We start from the raw sequence: 20,513 nt of genomic DNA, 5'->3' as shown, positions 1-20,513 counted from the left end.
GATGGTAAGTTTCAACTTAACCATCAGTTTACTATATCATAGTTTATAGACTTGATAAAGTTAAATTATCCTTATATCCCACGGTGAGAACTTAGATATAAGCACTTCGATTTTTTCTTTTTCACGTGATATAAAACCTATAATTTTAAATTGATTTTGTTTTTCCTGAAAATATTTCACTGGGATATCGTCTGCAGTTTCCTGTGAATTTAACCATTGTTTTATTTCCGATAAACTTTCAATATTTCTTATGATTACTTGTTTCGCATTTGCTAATTTATTGCTTTCAAACGACGCAAGATTTTCTATTTGGTTAATAATAAGTTGCTTTTTATTATTTCTATTTTCAAATTTTCCTTTCACGATAAGCGTATCTGTATCGTTTAAATAAGCTTCAAATTTTTTATATGCGTCTGGGAACACCACACCATCTAAATTGTTAAGACCATCATTTAATGTAATAAATGCCATGTTTTGTCCATTTTTAGTACGAATACGTTTTAACTGGTCGATTTGAACAAAGATTGGTTGATTATCTCTGGCATTATTAAGTTTATAAATACCAAGATATTGTTTTTCTTCAAATGCTTTTTCTACAGGATGTGTAGATACATAAAATCCTAAATATTCTTTTTCATAATCACTTAACACTTGATCTGGTAGCTCTTCTTTTTCTTCATATGTTGTTTTAGGTGTCAACACATCGAAAATAAAACCATCTTGTTCAACATCGGAGACGTCATCTAACACTTGGTCAATAGACTGCAATAAAGTCGCTCTGTTTTTACCAAATGTATCAAAAGCGCCGACTAATATTAATGCCTCAAGTAATTTCCTACTCTTTATTCTTTTAGGTATACGACGCGTAAAGTCAAAGAAATCTTTATATGCACCATTGCTTTTTCTTTCATCTACAATGAGTTTAACACTTTGATAACCTATACCTTTAATCGCACCTAAAGATAAATAAATACCTTTATTACTTGCTTTATAAAACCAATGACTTTCATTAATATTAGGTGCCAATATATTTAATTGCTGATGTTTCGCTTCATCGATCATTTGTGCCGTCTTTTTTTCGCTGCCAATTGAATTACTTAATATATTGGCATAAAAATAATTAGCATAGTGCACTTTTAAATAACTCATAATGTAAGCTATTTTAGAATAGCTCACTGCATGTGCACGTGCAAAGCCATAGTCTGCAAATTTTAAAATCAAATCAAAAATCTGCTTGCTTAATCGTTCATCATATTCGTTACTTAAAGCACCTTCCACAAAATGTTGTCGCTCACTCTCTAATACTGCACGATTTTTTTTACTCATAGCACGTCTTAATATATCTGCTTCACCATAACTAAAATGAGCAAACTTACTCGCGATTTGCATAATTTGTTCTTGATAAATAATTACACCGTAAGTAGTTTTTAATATAGGTTCTAAATCTTTATGCAAATATTGTACTTTTTCAGGGAAGTGTCTTCTTGTAATATAGGTTGGAATTTCTTCCATAGGACCTGGTCTATACAAAGAAGTTACTGCCACAATATCTTCAAATTGTTCTGGCTGTAATTTTTTCAATACATTTCGTATGCCATCAGATTCTAATTGGAATACACCTGTTGTGTCACCTTGCGAGAGTAACTGAAATACTTTTGGATCATTAAAAGGAATGGCTTCAATATCTATATCAATATTCATATCTCTTTTTACTTGTTTAACAATTTGATGAATAATAGATAAGTTTCGTAAACCTAGAAAATCAATTTTCAAAAGGCCAATACGTTCAGCTTCAGTCATGGTCCACTGCGTCAATAACCCCGTATCTCCTAAGGTTAATGGTGTATATTCATATAAAGGATGATCGTTTATAATGATCCCTGCTGCATGCGTTGACGTATGTCGTGGCAATCCTTCTAATTTTTTACAAATTTCAAACCAGCGTTCATGCCGATGATTTCTATGCACAAATTGTTTAAATTCAGTTTTCTCATATGCTTCATCTAATGTAATACCTAATTTATGAGGGATTAAAGATGAGATCTCATTTAATGTTATTTCATCAAATCCCATAATTCGACCTACATCTCTTGAAACTGCCCTCGCTAATAAATGACCAAACGTCACAATGCCAGCAACATGGTTATCACCATATTTTTCTTGTACATATTTAATCACTTTTTCTCTATGCGTATCTTCAAAATCGATATCAATATCTGGCATAGTAACACGTTCAGGATTTAAAAATCGCTCAAATAACAAGTTATATTTAATGGGATCAATCGTCGTAATATCTAATAGATAACTGACTAAGGAGCCAGCAGATGAACCACGACCCGGACCGACTAATACATCATGCGTTTTGGCATAATGGATTAAATCACTAACAATTAAAAAATAATCTTCAAAACCCATACGTGTAATAATTTCATATTCATGATTAAGCCTGTTATCGTATTTTTGTAATGATGCTTTGGGTAAATTTAGTTTATTCAAATTTTGTTGGAGAACTTGATAAAGATAATCTTTAGACGGTTGGTTATTCGGTGTCTTGAATTTAGGTAATAACGATTGATGATATTGTAGTTCAGCATTACAGATGGACGCGATGTAATTTGTATTTTGCCAAATTTGCTCATTTAAATTTAACGTATCCAAATCGGTCCGACTATACATATGAGCATTATAATTATGAACTTCTTTGACCAAATCTAATTTCTCATTATTTTTTATAGCAGCTAAAGCCGTTAAAGTATCCGCATCATCTTCATTTAAATAATTGGTACTTTGCGCCCATACAACAGGAAAATCTAATCGTTGTTGGCTATTGTGATTTACAAATATATCTTCTTTATCAGTGAAATTTTGTAATATACTTTGGTGTGCTTCCGTAACATTTTTAAATATGATAACCAAATGATCAATATATTTATTCAGCCACTCTATTGGCGTTTCAGTCTTCTCTTTCATTTTTATTGCAGAAGATAATTTAAATAAATCTTTAAGACCTTGATTATTTTTAGCAAGTACTATAGTTTCAACTGATGATAAACCATCTGTAAGATAAATCGTCATTCCAAATAAAGGATGGATATTTGCTGCAATACACGCGTCATAAAATTGAGGATAACCATATAAAACGTTTGTATCTGTAATTGCTAACGATGTATAACCTTCTTTCGTTGCTTTCGCAATGACATCTTTAATTTTAATACTTGAATTCAATAAGTCATACGATGTATGAACGTTTAAATGCGCAACCATCAGCAAATACCTCCTTAATCTTACAATTTATTATTTAATGCTTGTGCTAATTCTTCAAATTGTTGCCAATCTGCAACTGAAACACCAGATGCATTCGGATGACCTCCACCACCAAATGCATTAGCAATATCATTAATGACGATACCTTTAGAACGAATGCGACATCTAATTTCGGAACCTTCATCTACCGCAAAGACCCATATTTTCAATCCTTGAATATCAGCAATCGCATTGACAAAAAGCGAAGCTTCATTCGCTACAATATCAAATTGCTCAAGTACATCTTTGGTGATTTTCACTTTACAAAAACCTTTTTCATTTAAATCAAAATTCTGTAAAACATAGCCTTGAAAAGGTAATAGTTTCGGATCTTTTTCTCCTAATTTATTTAATTCTTGTTGATGGTTAAATGAATATTTTAATAATTGGCTTGCGACTTCCATAGTATGCGGTGTTGTATTATTAAATAAAAACCGTCCAGTATCTCCTACAATACCTAAATATAATACTCTTGCTACAGAATCATCAATTAGCGATTGATCGTTAAAATGACTTATGAAATCAAAAATAATCTCACTCGTTGATGATGCTTGGTCATTCACATAGTTAATATCTCCGTATTGGTCAACTGCTGGGTGATGATCTATTTTAACAAGGCGCTTGCCAGCATTGAATCTATGATCACTGATTCTAGGTGAATTAGCAGTATCACATACGATAACCAATGCTTCGTTATATTGGTCATCACTAATATCATCAAAAGTGCCGATAAAATCAAGTGACGGTTCCCCTTCTCCTACCGCATAAATATTCTTTTCTGGAAATTTGAGTTTCAAATAATTTTTCATTCCAAGTTGTGACCCATAAGCATCTGGGTCTGGTCTTACATGTCTATGTATGATTACTGTTCGAACCGCTTTTATTTCATCCATAATTTGATTAAATTCTATCGTCATTTTTATCTTCCTTTTTTAAAGTTATATATGTACCTTTTAATCTATCATTTGACAAATAATCATTGCTTTTGCAACTTGTTTACCATCACTTGTCATCGTTACTTCTAATTTAGCAAAATTTCTTCCTACATCTAACATATCATAATGTACATTAATTTCAGATTCAATTTGCACAGTCTTAATGTAAATGATATTTAAACTTTCAATCATAACTTCAAGTTTCTTTAATTTTCGCATTTCATAACGCACAGTTTCTTCAATAATAGCTACAAACACCGCTTTACTCAGTGTGCCAAACTGATTTGTAAGTAAAGGCGAAGTTTGTACTTGAATATCATCATTTGCAATTGTAATATGTTTAGCTACTTGATCATTAATGGTTTCGCCTACCTGGGGCTGACGACTCAGTAATTGCATTGCTGTCAATACATCTTTTCTTGTAATTACACCAATTAATTTTTTGCTTGGTGAAATCACTGGTAATAATTCGATACCTTCCCAAATCATCATGTGCGCACAATTTGCTACTGTAGTTGAAAGTTGTACATTAAGCGGAGACTTAGTCATAAAATGTGCTAAAGTATCCTTGTCTTCCATTTTAATTATTTCTTTACTCGTAATGATACCAACTAAGCGCCAATGTTCATCAATAACTGGGAATCTGGAGTGACCTGTGCGTTTTGCTTTTTCTTTATAATCGTGCAACGTCATATTATCAAAAACCACAGTATCTTCATTCACAGATTTTACTATATCCTCGACGACTAATATTTCTTTCCGAATCATTTGATTATACATCGCCCTGTTAATAATATTCGCAACTAAATATGTATCATAATTAGATGATAGTATTGGTAAATCATGTTCATCAGCATATTTGATTATTTCATTGGAAGTTCTAAAACCACCAGTAATCAATACTGCACTTCCTCTTTTCAAAGCGGCTAGTTGGACATCTTTTCGATTTCCTACAATCAACAATGTATGTGGACTTAAATACTTTACCACATCTTCAATTTCCATTGCGCCAATAGCAAATTTTGTTAATGTCTTGATGAGGCCATTTCTTCCTCCTAATACTTGTCCATCAATTATTTTTACAATTTCTCCAAATGTAAGTTGTTCAATTTGTTCACGTGTTTTCTTTTCAATTCGGACAGTGCCAACTCTATCGATTGTTGCTACTAAACCAATTCTACCGGCATCTTTGATCGCTCGATAAGCTGTCCCTTCAGAGACATTTAAATCTTTCGCTATTTTTCTAACAGAAATTTTTTGCCCTACTGCTAAAGATTCGATATAAGATAAAATTTGCTCATGCTTTGTCATGGTAATAACCTCATTTTTGGACATTTTCTATGATATTATAACTTTTTATAATTAAAATTGCGATTTAATCACTTAAAAAATATATTTTAACTTTAATTATGACATATATTCACTAAGATATTAATATCTATAAAACTTTTTACTCTGTTAATATGAAAACATATAATTTTTAATTTGATTTGTGATAAACTCTAATTAGAATAGAATTAAGGAGGGATGGAATAATGTTTAAAAATATTTTACTAGGTGTTGATACAACACTTAAAAATGAAAAAGCACTTAAAGAAGTTTCTAAATTAGCTGGTGAAGACTCTGTTGTAACAATTCTTAATGCAATCAGTGAACAAGATGCACAAGCATCGATTAAATCTGGTGTTCATTTAGATAAACTCGTTGAAAAACGTAGTAAAGGGTTAGAAAGCACTCGAAATACACTCGATGAATATGGCATCAAATATGATGAAATCATTGTGCGTGGTAATGCCAAAGAACAATTGGTAAAAGAAGCAAATAGTGGTAAATATGAAATAGTTGTTCTCAGTAACCGTCGTGCCGAAGAAAAGAAAAAATTCGTACTAGGTAGTGTGAGTCACAAAGTAGCTAAAAGAGCAAGCATCCCTGTGCTTATTGTAAAATAGTATAACGATGTAATGACTGGGATAATCATCTCATAGCAACAAATGGTGCAATTCCATAAAAACAAAGAAAACGCCAATTTCTACTATGATGTTAGTGAAATTGGCGTTTACATTTTAGTGTAAATTGTTTATATCGCAATCACTTTAAAGTTGAACTGCGTCACCTGGATTTAATATCTGTACTTCACCTTCTGAAACAGCTGACTTGAAGTCATCTGGGTTTTGTTTGATCAAGTCAAATGTATTGTAGTGAATTGGTACTGTAATTTTAGGTTTAATGAATTGGTTAATTGCAAAACTAGCATCATCAATACCCATTGTGAAATTATCACCAATTGGAATAAAACAAATGTCAACTGGATGACGTTCAGCAATTAATTTCATGTCACCAAATAATCCTGTATCCCCAGTATGATAAATCGTCTTGCCTTCTATTTCTAAAATTAGCCCCATCGGCATACCTAAATATACGGGAATACCATTGTCATCAGTCAAGCTAGAACTGTGAAACGCTTGTACAAACTTAACCGTTCCAAAATCAAATTCTGCTTTACCACCAATATTCATAGGTCTAACATTTTCAACATTTTTAGTAGTCGTTAAATAATCACCTAATTCTGCTGAACCAATAACTGTTGCGTGATTTCTATTTGCTAATTCAATCGTATCACCAAAATGATCTCCATGACCATGTGTTAAAATAATATAATCAACTTCTAAAGTTTCAGCATCTAAATCGGATAAATCGTTGCCCGTAATAAATGGATCAACAATTACTTTTTTGCCATTCGCTTCAAAATAAATCGTTGATTGTCCATGAAAAGATAATTTCATATCGATAATTCCTCCCATAAAAACTGTTTGTTTTATATATACCACAATTATTAATAGTTATAACACGCTTATATCAAAATACGCGCTTATATTTGATAATTCTTTAATAATTTTAGCAATATACCTTATTTCAACATATTATTTTTGAATTCCTTACACAACTAACATAAAATTAATATAATCATATATTTAGGAGGCAGTAAAAATGAAGTTACAACAAGTTATAAAATCATTAAAATCACAACAAGCTGACGCAGCATGGATTACTACCCCATTGAACATCTTTTATTTCACTGGCTATTTAAGTGATCCTCATGAACGTTTACTAGCTTTATTAATCAAGGAAAATGGTGATCAAGTCCTATTTTGTCCACAATTAGAAGTCGAAGAAGTAAAGGCTTCACCATTTGATGGTGAAATCATTGGTTACCTTGATACAGAAAATGCATTAGATAAATATCCTTTTACTTTCAATAAAATGTTGGTTGAAGCGGCACACTTAACTGTGCAACGTCAACGTGAATTAATCGAAGCTTTTGATGTAAAAACGTTCGGTGATATTGATCAAACAATAAAGTCACTACGTAATGTTAAAAGCGATTCTGAAATTGCTAAAATTCGTAAAGCTTGTGAACTTGCAGATAAATGTATTGAAATTGGGGCAAGTTTCTTAAAAGAAGGTGTGACAGAACGACAAGTTGTTAATCACATTGAATATGAAATCAAAGCTTATGGCGTTAATGAAATGAGCTTTGATACAATGGTCCTCTTCGGAGACCATGCAGCGTCACCACATGGTATACCTGGTGATCGTCAATTACAAAATAATGAATTTGTATTATTTGATTTAGGTGTCATTTATGATAATTATTGTAGTGATATGACAAGAACAATTAAATTTGGACAACCTAGCTCAGATGCTCAAAACATATACGATATCGTATTAAAAGCCGAACAAGAGGCAATCGCTGCAATTAAACCTGGGGTACAAATTAAAGATATAGATGCTATTGCTCGAGGTATTATTACAGATGCTGGGTACGGAGACTATTTCCCTCATCGATTAGGGCATGGTCTTGGATTAGAAGAGCATGAATATCAAGATGTTTCTAGTACAAATACAAATGAATTTGTACCAGGAATGGTTGTAACTGTAGAACCTGGTATCTATGTGCCTGGTGTAGCTGGCGTCCGTATAGAAGATGATATTCTCGTAACTGAAAATGGAAACGAAAGTTTGACAGGTTACGAAAAATGATTAAAGAAGCCGTAGTCGAAACAATCCAACAAGTTGAATATGCGATTGAAAATGGCGCGGATCGTGTTGAATTGTGTGATCACTTACACGTAGGAGGAACCACGCCAAGTATAGGAATGATTGAAATTGCTACTGAAATTTGCAAAGCAAACAACGTAGAAATTGCTGTCATGATTCGTCCACGCGGCGGTGATTTTGTATATAGCCTATATGACTTTGAAATTATGCAACGAGATATTAAAGCAATTAAATCATTTGATATTGATTATTTTGTATTCGGTTGTTTAACAGATGATAACACATTGAATGAATGGCAAATGAAAACTTTAAAACAACTAGCATCACCGATACCTGTTGTTTGTCATATGGCGTTTGATGAAATACATTTAGAAGGTCAGGTAAAAGCATTACACAAATTAATTGAACTTGGTTTTAGTAGATTATTGACACATGGAGGGCCAGCTGATACTAATATTTTTGACAATTTAAATCAGCTTGGTAAATTGGTCGTGAATTCTGGAGGAAAGATAGAAATCATGCCCGGTGGCGGTTTAACAAAATCTAATGTTCAAGAACTCATTAGTGCATTTCCTTTTCAAGAGGTACACGGTACAAAAATTGTATGACATAACAAATTTACTCGGCACTAAATTATAATAAATCGTATTAAACCTGAAATTAAAAACTGGTAATCTCTGCTATATGGAAGAGATTACCAGTTTTTGTTTGTTATTTTTTATTATTTTAGCGTACTTTCCACATTAGAATATGATAAATTCAAAGCTTCACCTACACCTTTATTGGTTAATACGCCATTAATTGTATTCAAACCTAATGATAAAGGTTCATTATCTTGTAATGCTTTTAAATAACCTTTTCCAGCAATTTGTAATGCATAAGGTAACGTTGCATTATTTAATGCAATAGTAGAAGTACGTGGTACTGCACCAGGCATATTAGCCACAGCATAATGTACAACACCATGTTTTTTATATGTTGGATCGTCATGTGTTGAAATACGATCAGTCGTTTCGAAAATACCACCTTGGTCTATAGCAATATCAACGATTACCGAACCGTCTTTCATGGATTTTACCATGTCTTCAGTAACTAGGTTTGGTGCTTTGGCACCAGGAATTAATACCGCACCGATGACTAAGTCACTATTTTTAACACATTCTTCAATATTTAATGGATTAGACATAATTGTGTGTACACGGCCATCAAACAAATCTTCAAGCTCTTGTAAACGCTTAGGGTTAACATCTAAAATCGTTACATCGGCACCTAAACCTAATGCAATTTTAGCAGCATTTGTACCGGCTTGACCACCGCCGATGATCGTTACGCGACCTTTAGCTACGCCAGGTACACCACCGAGTAAAATACCCATACCGCCTTTATATTTTTGTAAAAATTCAGCGCCAATTTGTGCAGACATACGCCCTGCTACTTCACTCATCGGCGTTAATAATGGTAATGATTTATCTGGCAATTGAACTGTTTCATAAGCAATACCTATTACTTTATTATCTAATAAAGCTTGGGTGAGTTTCTTTTCATTTGCTAAATGTAAATAAGTAAATAGTATTAACCCTTCCTTAAAGTATTGGAACTCTTCTTCTAATGGTTCTTTAACTTTCATAACCATGTCAACGTTCCATACTTCAGCCGGTCCATCACCAATTTTAGCCCCAGCTGTAATATAATCATCGTCTTCAAAATATGAACCTAAACCAGCAGATTTTTCAACAATAACTGAGTGACCTTGTTCTACTAATGCATGTACACCACTTGGTGATAAGCTCACCCTATTTTCGTTGTTTTTAATCTCTTTCGGAATACCTATTATCATTTTATCCACCTCCAAATTTATAGTAACGCGTATTATATGAAAGCGCAATCATAGTTTAGAGTATTTTTACAACATGTATTAAGGAGAATTATGTTAATATTCTGTAAATAGTGGTATAATATAAGCAAGAAGATGAAGGAGGTAATTGTGATGCTAACGTATAAAAATATTTTAATCGCAGTCGATGGATCACATGAAGCTGAATGGGCATTTAATAAAGCTGTAGAAGTTGCAAAACGTAATGATTCAAAACTAACAATCGTAAATGTTATTGATTCAAGAACTTACTCTTCTTATGAAGTTTATGATGCGCAATTTACTGAAAAGTCAAAAAACTTCTCTGATGATTTATTAAAAGGTTATAAAGAAGTGGCAACGAATGCTGGTGTTACTGAAGTTGAAACAAGATTAGAATTTGGTTCACCTAAAGCAATCATACCTAAAAAATTGGCTGCTGATGTTGATGCAGATTTAATTATGTGTGGTACATCAGGTTTAAACGCAGTTGAAAGATTTATCGTAGGTTCTGTATCAGAAGCGATTGTGCGTCACTCTCCTTGTGACGTGTTGGTAGTACGTACAGAAGAACTTCCTGAAGATTTCCAACCACAAGTAGCTACAGATGAATTCAGATCCAAGTATCAAGCACATTAATGTTAAAGCTCAACCTTTTTAATAAAGACATTCAGCTATAGAAAAAAGATAGTTTACACTGTATATCCGTGTAAACTATCTTTTTCTTAATCATCTTAACATCCCCTATCTAGTTGTTAAGAAATTGTTATATCATCTTTAAATGAACTTCATATCAAATATGTAAAATAAGATTAAGGCATACCATAAAGGAGTAAATGATATGAACCAGTTTAAGAGAATAATGGTGCTTAGTTTATCAATTAGTGCTTTTTTTTTTTCTGCGTCAACACATACATATGCTTATACCGATGATGGAAAAAATGAAAAAACGGCTTCTCAATTAAAATATATTGATACAGAAACCATTCCTTATAATAAATCATTCAAAAATACAAAAATAGGCGGTCTTTCTGGTATTTCTTATGATGCTAAATCCAAAAAGTGGCTAATGATTAGCGACGATCGCTCAGAAGAAAATCCAGCTAGGTTTTATGAAGCCCAAATCAATTACAATAAACATAAATTTAACAAAGTGAAATTTACGCAAATGCACTATTTAACACAACCAAATGGCACAAAATATCCAAGTAAGTCATCATTTAAGAAGCGTCAACATGATGTTGTTGCTGACCCTGAGTCAATAAGAATCGACCCTTTAAATAATAAACGTCTGCTTTATACAAGTGAAGGCGATCGCGAACTTGGTTTCAATCCGTTTATAAGGACAGCTACTAGAAATGGCACATTTATTAGTAATCTCCAAATCCATAATCCTATTAAAATGGACCATCAGAATAAACATGGATTTAGAAATAACCTCGCGTTAGAAGGAAGCAGTTTTTCCGAAGACGGTAAGTATATTTGGACTTCTATGGAAGCACCTTTACTTCAAGATGATCAATTACCATCCTTAAAATCAGGCGCTAAGACACGCCTAACAAAATATAATCGTCAAGGTGATGTAATTTCAGAAAAACCTTATAATCTAGATCCAATTCCAAAAAAACCAGGAAAAAATAAAGATGCTGAAAATGGGATTGCTGAAATTTTAACATTGAATAAAAAAGAATTACTTGTACTCGAGCGTGCCAGTGTTCAAGATAAAAATAACAATTTCAAAAATTATATACGTATTTATAAAATTGATAGCACAAGCGGAACAAATATTAAAAATATCAAATCACTGCAAAAAAACCATGTAAAGCCAGTTAAAAAACAGTTAATTGCAAATCTTAATGAACAAGACATCGGACATATTGACAATATAGAAGGTATGTCTTTTGGTCCAAAATTGCCAAATGGTCACGACAGTTTAGTCCTTATTTCAGATAATAACTTTAATCAAAAACAACAAACGAACCTTACTGCATTCGAAATAAAACCTTAAGAATTGCAAAACAGCTTTTATTTTTGGAATTCATATATGTCTATTTAAATTAAAGGTAAATAGGTAGTTAAAATATAAATTGTAGCGATTTTGTAATGTGCTGACACCGGGTGAATAGTATGAGTGAGCGAGAGACTACAGGCTCGAGCCATATCCCCGGGCAAGCATGCACGATCAAAATCGTAATATTTTAAATATAAAGAGGACCAATCCACATTAAGGATTGGTCCTCTTATTTATAAGCTAGACATTTATATCATAGATTTCAATTTTTAAACATTGTTTTATATCTTAAACTGTGTCAAAAAACTATCGTGCATTTTAATCTATCATACTTTTGATATCAAATTTATTCAAGATTACCAAATTTAACTACATCACGTGCAATCATTACCTCTTCATTTGTAGGGATAACAATAACTTTTACAGGAGAATGTGGATAGTTTATGAAACCTTCTTCGCCATGAATCGCTTCATTTTTCTTAGCATCCCAATAAACACCCATAAATTCTAAACCTTCTAAAACTTTTGCTCTAACAGGATCAGAATTTTCACCTACGCCTGCAGTAAAGATGATTACATCTACACCGTGCATACGTGTCGCATAAGAACCAATATATTTATGAATTCTTGATGCAAACACATCTAATGCTAATTGAGCACGCTCTTTACCTGCTTTTGCCTCATCAATAATATCTCTTAAATCACTTGAAGTACCAGAAATACCTAATAAACCAGATTCTTTATTTAATGTATTCAGAACTTCTTCTGCATTTTTTCCTGTTTTTTCCATAATAAATGGTATTAAGGCAGGGTCAATATTCCCTGAACGTGTACCCATAGTAACACCAGCTAATGGTGTGAATCCCATTGAAGTATCAACAGATTCTCCACCATCAATTGCAGCAATGGATGCTCCGTTACCGATATGACATGAAATCATGCGTAATTCTTCGATTGGTTTGCCTAAAATTTCAGCTGCGCGTTGTGATACATATTTATGACTTGTTCCATGGAATCCGTATTTACGAATACCATAATCTTCATAATATTGATATGGCAAGCTGTATAGATAAGATTTCTCTGGCATTGTTTGATGGAATGAAGTATCAAAGATAGCTACATGTGGAATTTCTGGTAATAATTTGCGAAAAGCACGGATGCCCATTAAATTTGCAGGATTGTGTAATGGTGCTAGTTCACTTAATGACTCAATTTGTTCCTCAACTTCATCTGTAACATATACTGAATTTGGGAATAATTCACCACCATGTACGACACGATGACCTGTTCCATCGATATCATAAATGCTATCAATTACACCATGTTGTTTGAAGCTTTCCAACATAATATTAACCGCTTGTTCGTGGTCTGTAATATCTAATGTTGATTTGTGTTTTTCTCCGCCTACTTCAATAGTAAATACAGAATCTTTTAATCCAATACGTTCAATAAGTCCTTTAGTAATAATTTTTTCTTCCGGCATTTCAATAAGTTGAAATTTCAATGATGAACTACCAGCGTTAATAGCCAAAATTAATTTTGACATAGCATAATGCCTCCAATTTAAATTAAGTTTTTTTATATCCATATCTATTTAATCATTAATACAGTAAGAATTCAAGAATATTACAGTTTAATTTTCTGGATGGTTTTCCATCATCCAAGCATTTAAATCTTGTAAAAAAGCTTGGAATTGTTGAGGGCTTTTGAAATCAGGTATATTAGCTAACAGAACCTCTACAGGCTTTGTTACATTAGTTTCTTTTTTCTGCAGAATGAGTATCGACTTACGCGCTTTTTCATTTTTAAACAGTGTAGATGGCAAGTTTAGAAAAGCTTGCATTTCTGTTTCTGTTGCAATGAAATTTTGTAACTGTTTCACATTCGTACCCTCAAATAAATTACTAGGTACTACTAAAAACGCATATCCTGATGCTTTTAATGCTGTTACGGCTTGTTCAATTAATAAATAGTGAGAAAAACTATGTCCTTCTTCAAAACCTAAGTCCATTTCTTTACTTCTATCATCCACTGGATAATATCCTATTGGTAAATCTCCGATAACAACATCTGCGTCTTCAAAAGGAAGTGGCATGATAGCATCTTGAGGATAAACATCAAATGGAATTTCTAAAAAGTTTGCTAAATGTACACTTACACGTGATAATACTGGATCAACTTCGACAAGATGATGCATAACTGTATGTTCAGTTAATACTTCGTGTACAGAAGCGCTCAAATGTCCAGCCCCACTCGCAATATCTGCGACATGAAATGCTTCTTTGTTTTTTAAAAAACGCTCGGCAAGGAATCCTAGAATCATTCCAATTGAATCAGGTGTAATTTGATGGTTTGCTTGAATATCTTCTTTTTGCATTAAATTTAAATAAGCAAATTGAAATGCCTTACGTCTATCTTGTAATGTAGCTTGTTCCAACAATGATCTTTGATTAGAATAAACATTTTCCATTGCAAGACCTAAATTTTCTATGAAACTTTGACCATTCTCTTCATTTAAAGATTTGGTTTTTTCATCAAGTGCCTTAAATAATTGTTCCATTACTGTTTCTTCTTGTGCCATTTAAAAGTCCTTTCTAAAAAAACTGTCCATAATTTAATTGAAATTAAGTCAGTACCCTAACTTATATTACCAAATAATTATGGACAGTTTAATTTATAATGTCAACGATACTGTTTTATGAGTTTTACTAGTATAATCATGTGACAATATTATATAATTTATAGACTACGATAAGCTTCTAATGCAGCATCAAAGTCTGGGAAATTTGTACCTTCAGAAACAATTTCAGTATAAACTACTTTATTGTTTTTATCTAAAACGAAAACAGAACGTGCTAATAAACGTAATTCTTCCATAACAACACCGTACGTTTTACCGAAAGATAAGTTTCTATGATCGCTCAATGTGATTACATTTTCTAAGCCATTTGACGCACACCATCTTTTTTGTGCAAATGGTAAGTCTGCAGAAATTGTTAAAACTACACCATCTTCTTTAGCAGCTTCTTCATTAAATTTACGTGTTTGTTGATCACAAACACCTGTATCTATAGACGGAACAACGCTAATTAATTTTTTTTGTCCGTCATAAGTTTCTAAAGTAACTTCATTTAAATCATTATCTAAAACAGTAAAATCTGGCGCATATTCTCCTTTTTTTACTTGTGAACCATATAGTGTTACTGGTTCTTGTTTGAATGTAATTTGTGCCATGTTGCACGCCCTCCTATTAAATAGTTGTTACTACCATAGTATACCCATCTATCGTCTCAAAATAAACTCATAGATAACTAAAGTTTACTTTTATTTTTTTAAATAAAATAATTTTTCGAATTTATTTCTGATTACAACCGTGTCAGCGAAGATATCATGAATACCTCTGTGTTTATTTGTAAACAAAATAACTAAGTAAGGTAAATTAAATAATACGCCACTTATAATACGTCCAATCCACTCTCTAAATAACACATCTGCCCATGTAAGTGATTGACGATCTATTCTTTCTACCCGAATGTTACAAATCATTTTACCTATCGTTTGTTTGAAAAATTTAGTTAATAATACAAAGTATAGATAAAATACCAGCGCATCTAAAAGGTGTCCTAGGCTAAAATATTCAATCCATAACTTAAGTTCATCAATATGCGTAAAATGATATATCGGTTTCAATATCAGACCCTGTATACCAAATATAATGAGTAAATCAATAATAAAACTCCAAAACCTTATACCAAAACCTGCATATACAGACTGTGCTAATTGGTTATGATACATTGCTTCTATATCAGATTTATCATTTTCTGGAGTTGTTTGTAATGTTTGTTCATTTGTATAATGCTCCATTTTATACACCTAACCTTTATATAGATACATAGGTTCAGCTTCTGTATCATTGCTTATAATTGATTTCAAATCACTGAGTTCGTTTTTGAATTGGTTTATTGTTGATTTGGTTGAATAGATAGAACTAAACCAACCTTCATCTGCACTATATTTAAACACTTCTGCATCTTTTGCTTTTATGTCTTTCTTAAGAGCTTTTAATGCATTATCGTTATAACCAATTTCATCAATCAGACCGTTCTTTTCAGCTTGTTGTGCACTATAAATACGTCCATCAGCCAACTTTTTAACCTTTTTCTCTGGCATATCTCTACCTTCTGCAACAATATTAATAAATCTTTCATAACTATCATCTAATACAGATTGCAAAATATCTTTTTCCTCATTAGTCATTTCTCGAGAGCTACTCATAATATCTTTATGTTCACCAGATTTAATGACATTTTCTTTAATACCAAGTTTTTCTTGTAATCCAGAATAATCAACGTTTGACATAATAACGCCAATGGACCCAGTAGTAGATTGAGGGCCAGCATATATTTTATCGGCAGGAGCAGAAATATAATATCCACCAGACGCAGCCATCGCATCCATATGTACATATACCTTTTTATCCTTTTGTTTTATTTCTTCAATTTTTTTATAAATTTCATCACTTGGGTATGTACCTCCGCCAGGTGTATTAACGGTTAATAAAACTCCTTTTATCGAGCTATCTTTTTTCACTTTATCCAACTGTTTAAGAAATGCTTCATGATTATAACCAGAGCTTCCAAACAATCCTTCACCAGTACCTTCACTAATTTCACCATTTAAAGTTAGGTGTACAATGCGTTTTGAACTGTCACCTTCTGATTCTACCGTTTCAGTAAAAGGATCCATTTCTGACATGCCATCTTCACTAAAAAGCGAAGATATCACAGTAGATATCGAACTCATAACAATACCACCAAGCACGATTATTACGGCAAGTACTATTGCTATTATTCTCTTTTTCGACATAACGTATTCACTCCCAGAATTTTTTTCAATCGTTCCAAATACAATTTAAACATAATCAATTAAACAATGTATACCTTTATAAGAAAAATAAAATAAGAGTAAGATCTGAGTGGTATAGAAAACTAATCGTTTTAAAATGAAAAAAGCTGAGACAGTTTTTTGTCTCAGCCACATGCACACACCCGAATACCATTGAAGTATTACAGTTTAATTTTCAACATAATCAATTGATTAATTGCATCATATAATCGTAAGCATTTTTAATAATCAAAATAGCAGTTACTACAATAAATAAAGTTTTTACATAACTGACACCTTTTTTAATTGCGAATGTCGCCCCAACATACGATCCACAAATCATACTCACTGCCATAATCAAACCATAAAAATAGTCAACTTGATCTAAAATCATAAATAAAATTAAAGCGCCTAAGTTAGAAGCAAAATTTAATACTTTTGCATTGCCAGCAGCGCCTAAAAAATCAAAACCGAACATTAGTAGAATAAAAAGCATAAATGAGCCAGTGCCGCCACCTAAAAAACCATCATAAAATCCAATAAGCGACATAATACTTACAAATAAAATTGCTTTACCAAATGTCAATTTTGTATATGTACGTACATTGCCCCAATCTTTTTTTACCAATGTATAAATCATGACTAACGTCAAAATAATGATAACCAGTGGTTTTAAAAGCTCGGCGGGTAGAAATGTGGCTACACTCGCGCCACAAATTGCCAAAATAAATACAAATGGAAATAACTTCCCTACTATCTTCAAATCGACATTACCCGATCTCAAGAACCGAAATGCACTTGTAAGTGAACCAAATGAACTTGCTAATTTATTTGTACCCAAAGCGACGGCTGGTGGCATACCAACAGCTAATAATGCCGGAATAGAAATTAAACCGCCGCCACCTACAACAGCATCAATAAACGCTGCTAAAAACCCTAGAAGTATAATTATAAGAACGATTGAAATATCCCAATCTAGCATAATTCCATCCCCTGTCTGTTTTATTCTTATGTCTGATTAACTAATGTTGTTTGTATGGAATTGAATATTCATAATAAAAGTTAAAATAAATCATCTGCCAGTGCTTGCGTTTCAGTATCTTTTTCACTTTGATAGTCTGGCGTAATTGTTAATGTTTCTATTTGTTCAAATGCTTCCTTTACAAGTGGTTCAAAATCATACACTGTTTCAAATTTCTCCACCTTTTCAATATCTGGCTCCGTCACAGGATTTTTAGGTGTAAAGATTGTACAACAATCTTCATATGGTTGGATAGATACATCAAATGTGCCAATTTCTTTAGCTTTCTTCACAATGTCTTCTTTATCTAATGTTAAAAGCGGTCGTAAAATTGGTGTAGACGTCACATGATTGATAGCATACATACTCTTAAGGGTTTGACTTGCAACCTGCCCTAAATTCTCTCCATTTACTATGGCATGTCCTTCAATATCATGCAAAAGCTTGTCCGCCACTCTCATCATCATTCTACGTGTTGAAGTCATCGTATAGCGCTCATGTACCACTTTGTTAATTTGTTTTTGTAAAGCAGTGAATGGCACGATATGCAATTTTATAGGACCTACATGAGAGGACATGATTCTTGTAAGTTCAATTACTTTGTCCTTAGCCTTTTCACTCGTAAATGGTGGACTATGAAAATGAATGGCTTCTACAGTAACGCCTCTTCTCATAACTTCAATACCAGCTACTGGAGAATCTATACCTCCAGATAACATGAGTAATGTCTTACCGCCAGTACCGACTGGTAATCCACCAGATCCAGCAATTACTTTATCATATACATAAATAGCGTCTAATCGAACCTCTACTTTAATCGTATGGTTAGGGTTATGTACATCTACTGTTAGATTATCAGTAGCGTTTAACACTGTACCACCGAGTTCTTTTTGCAATTGATATGTATCAAACGGAAAGTTTTTATCTGAACGTTTGACATCAATCTTAAATGTATCTCCATGTGCATAACCTTGTGCAAATTTTACTGCTATATCACGTACTGCTTCTATTGTTTTATCAATTTTTAATACAGGACTGATAGAATAAATACCAAATACTTTTTCTAGTCGACGACACATTTCTTCAATATCTGCACCTTCATACAATTCAATGTACATTCTATCTCTATTGGCTTTGACGTTATATCCTTGCAATGGCATTAATGCACGCTTGACGTTCGAACGTAATTTATTAACAAACATTTTACGGTTAGCACCTTTTAAAGTCAACTCACCATATCTCACTAAAATGTGATCATAAATCATATTAACAACTCCTTCACTTCTTCATATACAAGCTTAAATTTATCTTTAAAATCACGAATATCTTCAGCGGTAGTGTTGGCACCCATCGATATTCTAATACTGCCTTCTATTTGCTTTTTTGGAATATCCATTGCTAAAAGCACCTCGTTCAATGAAGCTTTTTTGGATGAACACGCACTTGTAGTAGAAAGCATAATATCATATTTTGAAAATGCATTTACTAAAACCTCACCTTTCACACCCGGAAAGCCAACATTCAAAATATGTGGTGATGCACCGCTAGGAGAATTAACTTTCACGCCAGTAAATTCATTTATAAATCGTATAATTTCCTGATTGAACTCACTTAGTTTTTCATACAGTTGCGTACTTTCTTTAGCAGCGATCTTTAAAGCTTTTATGATAGCTATATCAATAGGAAGATTGACTGTGCCACTTCTAAGTCCATACTCTTGACCGCCACCATGTACAATGGGCTCAATTTGATGTAAATTACGAACAAATAAAAGACCTTGGCCTTTTAAGCCATGAAATTTATGACCGCTTAAACTCAGTGTGTCAGCAGCTTCAAAATTTAAAGCAATTTTGCCTACTGCTTGTACTGCATCGACATGTAAATGTGCTTTAGGGTATTGATGAACTATTTTTGACACTGCTTCGACAGGTTGAATTTGTCCCATAATATTATTGACATGCATACAAGTCACGAGTGCTACTTTGTCTGACATTAACGATTCCAAATGTTCTAAATCAATTTGTCCATCTTTTGTAATATTTACATATCTTATTTCGAACCCTTCAGTTTCCAATGAACGTACCACCTCTAAAACAGAAGGATGTTCTAAAACAGAGGTAATTATGACATTTGCAAATGCCTTTTTCTTGTATGCAATTCCTTTAATTGCAATATTATTCGATTCAGTTGCTCCACTTGTAAATACAATATCAAAATCTTTTTCTAATTTAAATAGCGCTTTGATTTGATCTTTTGATTGTTGTAATAACTGCTCTGCTTGTATACCTGCTTTATGTGGGCTATTAGGATTAAAATATAACGACTCATTTACTTTTATATAGGTATCTAATACGTCTTGTCTTGGTTTTGTTGTCGCTGCATTATCAAGATAAATCAATGTTTTCACTCCAATTGTATATCATTTTATATTTTTAAACGCTTCATATT

Annotated in this window: 18 protein-coding genes; 5 read left to right on the top strand and 13 right to left on the bottom strand. The window is 32.6% G+C overall.

Annotation, left to right across the window (positions count from 1 at the left end; genetic code table 11):
* Positions 1-60: 60 nt before the first annotated feature.
* The 3 genes from KA926_RS10125 to KA926_RS10115 are packed head-to-tail and all read right to left on the bottom strand — an operon-like array spanning position 61 to position 5,549.
* Positions 61-3,264, bottom strand: a complete 3,204-nt coding sequence (locus tag KA926_RS10125) for a DNA polymerase III subunit alpha (RefSeq protein ID WP_210144256.1) — start codon at positions 3,262-3,264, stop codon at positions 61-63.
* Positions 3,265-3,284: 20 nt separating this feature from the next.
* A complete protein-coding gene (locus KA926_RS10120) occupies positions 3,285-4,220 on the bottom strand; it encodes a DHH family phosphoesterase (RefSeq protein ID WP_210144255.1) in 936 nt (311 codons plus the stop codon).
* A 36-nt stretch (positions 4,221-4,256) separates the two neighbouring features.
* Positions 4,257-5,549: a DRTGG domain-containing protein gene (locus KA926_RS10115; RefSeq protein ID WP_107383783.1), complete on the bottom strand. Its 1,293-nt coding sequence runs from the start codon at positions 5,547-5,549 to the stop codon at positions 4,257-4,259.
* Positions 5,550-5,773: 224 nt separating this feature from the next.
* Between KA926_RS10115 and KA926_RS10110 the strand changes: the two genes are divergently transcribed.
* A complete protein-coding gene (locus KA926_RS10110; RefSeq protein ID WP_210144254.1) occupies positions 5,774-6,187 on the top strand; it encodes a universal stress protein in 414 nt (137 codons plus the stop codon).
* A gap of 144 nt (positions 6,188-6,331) precedes the next feature.
* Here KA926_RS10110 and KA926_RS10105 read toward each other — a convergent pair whose 3' ends face one another.
* Positions 6,332-7,021, bottom strand: coding sequence for a metal-dependent hydrolase (locus tag KA926_RS10105; protein WP_107383784.1), 690 nt, complete (start codon positions 7,019-7,021; stop codon positions 6,332-6,334).
* Positions 7,022-7,226: 205 nt separating this feature from the next.
* Here KA926_RS10105 and KA926_RS10100 point away from each other — a divergent pair, with 205 nt between their 5' ends.
* Complete coding sequence (locus KA926_RS10100; protein WP_210144253.1) at positions 7,227-8,279, top strand: M24 family metallopeptidase; 1,053 nt, start codon at positions 7,227-7,229, stop codon at positions 8,277-8,279.
* Complete coding sequence (locus KA926_RS10095) at positions 8,276-8,905, top strand: copper homeostasis protein CutC (RefSeq protein ID WP_119536005.1); 630 nt, start codon at positions 8,276-8,278, stop codon at positions 8,903-8,905. The genes KA926_RS10100 and KA926_RS10095 overlap by 4 nt, the downstream gene beginning before the upstream one ends.
* 113 nt (positions 8,906-9,018) lie before the next feature.
* Here the strand turns inward: KA926_RS10095 and ald are convergent, their stop codons facing one another.
* The gene (gene ald / locus KA926_RS10090) at positions 9,019-10,134 is read right to left on the bottom strand and encodes an alanine dehydrogenase (protein WP_210144252.1); all 1,116 of its coding nucleotides are present in this window, start codon (positions 10,132-10,134) and stop codon (positions 9,019-9,021) included.
* Between the two features lie 150 nt (positions 10,135-10,284).
* On the opposite strand from ald, the gene KA926_RS10085 reads away from it, so the two are divergent.
* Both KA926_RS10085 and KA926_RS10080 read left to right on the top strand, forming a co-directional pair.
* On the top strand, positions 10,285-10,788 hold the full coding sequence (locus KA926_RS10085; RefSeq protein ID WP_019468610.1) for a universal stress protein: 504 nt from the start codon (positions 10,285-10,287) through the stop codon (positions 10,786-10,788).
* Between the two features lie 202 nt (positions 10,789-10,990).
* The gene (locus tag KA926_RS10080; RefSeq protein WP_210144251.1) at positions 10,991-12,157 is read left to right on the top strand and encodes an esterase-like activity of phytase family protein; all 1,167 of its coding nucleotides are present in this window, start codon (positions 10,991-10,993) and stop codon (positions 12,155-12,157) included.
* A 349-nt stretch (positions 12,158-12,506) separates the two neighbouring features.
* Here the strand turns inward: KA926_RS10080 and KA926_RS10075 are convergent, their stop codons facing one another.
* The 8 genes from KA926_RS10075 to KA926_RS10040 all read right to left on the bottom strand — a co-directional run bounded on the left by KA926_RS10075 (position 12,507) and on the right by KA926_RS10040 (position 20,463).
* Complete coding sequence (locus KA926_RS10075) at positions 12,507-13,706, bottom strand: acetate kinase (protein ID WP_107383789.1); 1,200 nt, start codon at positions 13,704-13,706, stop codon at positions 12,507-12,509.
* An 87-nt stretch (positions 13,707-13,793) separates the two neighbouring features.
* Positions 13,794-14,741 carry a class I SAM-dependent methyltransferase gene (locus KA926_RS10070; RefSeq protein ID WP_210144250.1) on the bottom strand — a complete coding sequence of 316 codons (948 nt, stop codon included), beginning with the start codon at positions 14,739-14,741 and terminating at the stop codon, positions 13,794-13,796.
* Positions 14,742-14,899: 158 nt separating this feature from the next.
* Positions 14,900-15,394, bottom strand: a complete 495-nt coding sequence (tpx, locus tag KA926_RS10065; RefSeq protein WP_210137747.1) for a thiol peroxidase — start codon at positions 15,392-15,394, stop codon at positions 14,900-14,902.
* A gap of 90 nt (positions 15,395-15,484) precedes the next feature.
* A complete protein-coding gene (locus KA926_RS10060; RefSeq protein ID WP_210144249.1) occupies positions 15,485-16,024 on the bottom strand; it encodes an RDD family protein in 540 nt (179 codons plus the stop codon).
* A 9-nt stretch (positions 16,025-16,033) separates the two neighbouring features.
* On the bottom strand, positions 16,034-17,026 hold the full coding sequence (sppA, locus tag KA926_RS10055) for a signal peptide peptidase SppA (RefSeq protein WP_210144248.1): 993 nt from the start codon (positions 17,024-17,026) through the stop codon (positions 16,034-16,036).
* Positions 17,027-17,249: 223 nt separating this feature from the next.
* Positions 17,250-18,026 carry a sulfite exporter TauE/SafE family protein gene (locus KA926_RS10050; RefSeq protein ID WP_210144247.1) on the bottom strand — a complete coding sequence of 259 codons (777 nt, stop codon included), beginning with the start codon at positions 18,024-18,026 and terminating at the stop codon, positions 17,250-17,252.
* Positions 18,027-18,106: 80 nt separating this feature from the next.
* Positions 18,107-19,330 carry a tRNA uracil 4-sulfurtransferase ThiI gene (gene thiI / locus KA926_RS10045; protein ID WP_210144246.1) on the bottom strand — a complete coding sequence of 408 codons (1,224 nt, stop codon included), beginning with the start codon at positions 19,328-19,330 and terminating at the stop codon, positions 18,107-18,109.
* Positions 19,327-20,463: a cysteine desulfurase family protein gene (locus KA926_RS10040; protein ID WP_210144245.1), complete on the bottom strand. Its 1,137-nt coding sequence runs from the start codon at positions 20,461-20,463 to the stop codon at positions 19,327-19,329. Before KA926_RS10040 ends, thiI begins: the two co-directional genes overlap by 4 nt.
* Positions 20,464-20,513: the final 50 nt, after the last annotated feature.

It is taken from the genome of Staphylococcus sp. GDY8P94P (assembly GCF_017892255.1).
In the GTDB taxonomy this organism is placed as follows: Bacteria; Bacillota; Bacilli; order Staphylococcales; family Staphylococcaceae; genus Staphylococcus; species Staphylococcus cohnii.
The sequence above is the reverse complement of the archived record's forward strand: the minus strand, read 5'-3'. Positions and strand labels throughout refer to the sequence as shown.